Source organism: Variovorax sp. Varisp85, assembly GCF_047304045.1.
Lineage (GTDB): Bacteria > Pseudomonadota > Gammaproteobacteria > Burkholderiales > Burkholderiaceae_C > Variovorax.
In genome coordinates this window covers 1-829 of record NZ_JBGLYN010000147.1, presented here as the reverse complement: position 1 = coordinate 829, position 829 = coordinate 1, and the positions used below count along the sequence as shown (strand labels likewise).

The window sequence follows — 829 nt, the reverse complement described above, 5'->3', positions numbered from 1 at the left end:
GCCATCAGCACGCTCGCAAAGAGTCGGATTCGGTCCATTGGAAAACTCACTGCTGGCTGGACAAACAAGAGCCGTGCGGGAGAAAGGAGCACGCGCCCTTTTGTCCCGCGCGGCGTGCGCTCTGCATCAGAACGCGTGGCGGATACCGAAGTCGTAGCCGGTGGAAGAGCGCGGCAGGCCCGTGTAGCTCACGCCCGCGCTGCCGTAGCCCGTGGTGCTGGCCGACACCAGGCTGCCCGTGTAGTTCGCGTCGTTGCGGTTGTTCACGCGCGCCACCGTCGCATACAGCGCCGTGCGCTTGGACAGGTTGTGCACGTAGCCGATCGCGAACTTGCGTGCCAGCGGGTCCTCGCCCGTGGTGCCGGCCGCGCCTTCGTTGTAGCGCACCTGCGAGTACGCCACGCGGATCAGCCCCGCGCCCACCGGCACCGTCGCGCCCACCAGGTAGCCGTTGTAGCTGTCGTGCGTGCTCGTGAGCGCCGTGTCGAACTTGTTCTTCACGTTCGACAGCTCACCGAACAGCTTCACCGGACCGAAGTCGTACGAAGCGCCCAGGTTGATGGTCTGCACCTTGCGCTCCAGCGCGGTGGTGTCCACCGCCGTGCTCCGGCCCACGCCCAGCGCCACGTCCAGGGGACCGTTGGCGTAGCCGAAGCGCCCACCGACGTAGCGCCCGGCGGTGCTGCTGGAAGCAGCCGTGGTGCTGGTCGCATCGGTGCTGGCGTTCTCGTGCAGGCTGTACTGCACCTGGCCGTAGAAGCCGCCCAGGTTCGGCGGCAGGAAGTAGCCGATCGAGTTGCTCGCGCGCACGTAGTTGGCGTTGTTGATG

At 66.7% G+C, this 829-nt stretch carries 1 protein-coding gene; it reads right to left on the bottom strand.

What is annotated here, in order from left to right:
- Window positions 1–126: 126 nt before the first annotated feature.
- On the bottom strand, window positions 127–829 hold a 703-nt coding region (locus tag ACCC97_RS28780; protein ID WP_413336383.1), incomplete at its 5' end, for a porin.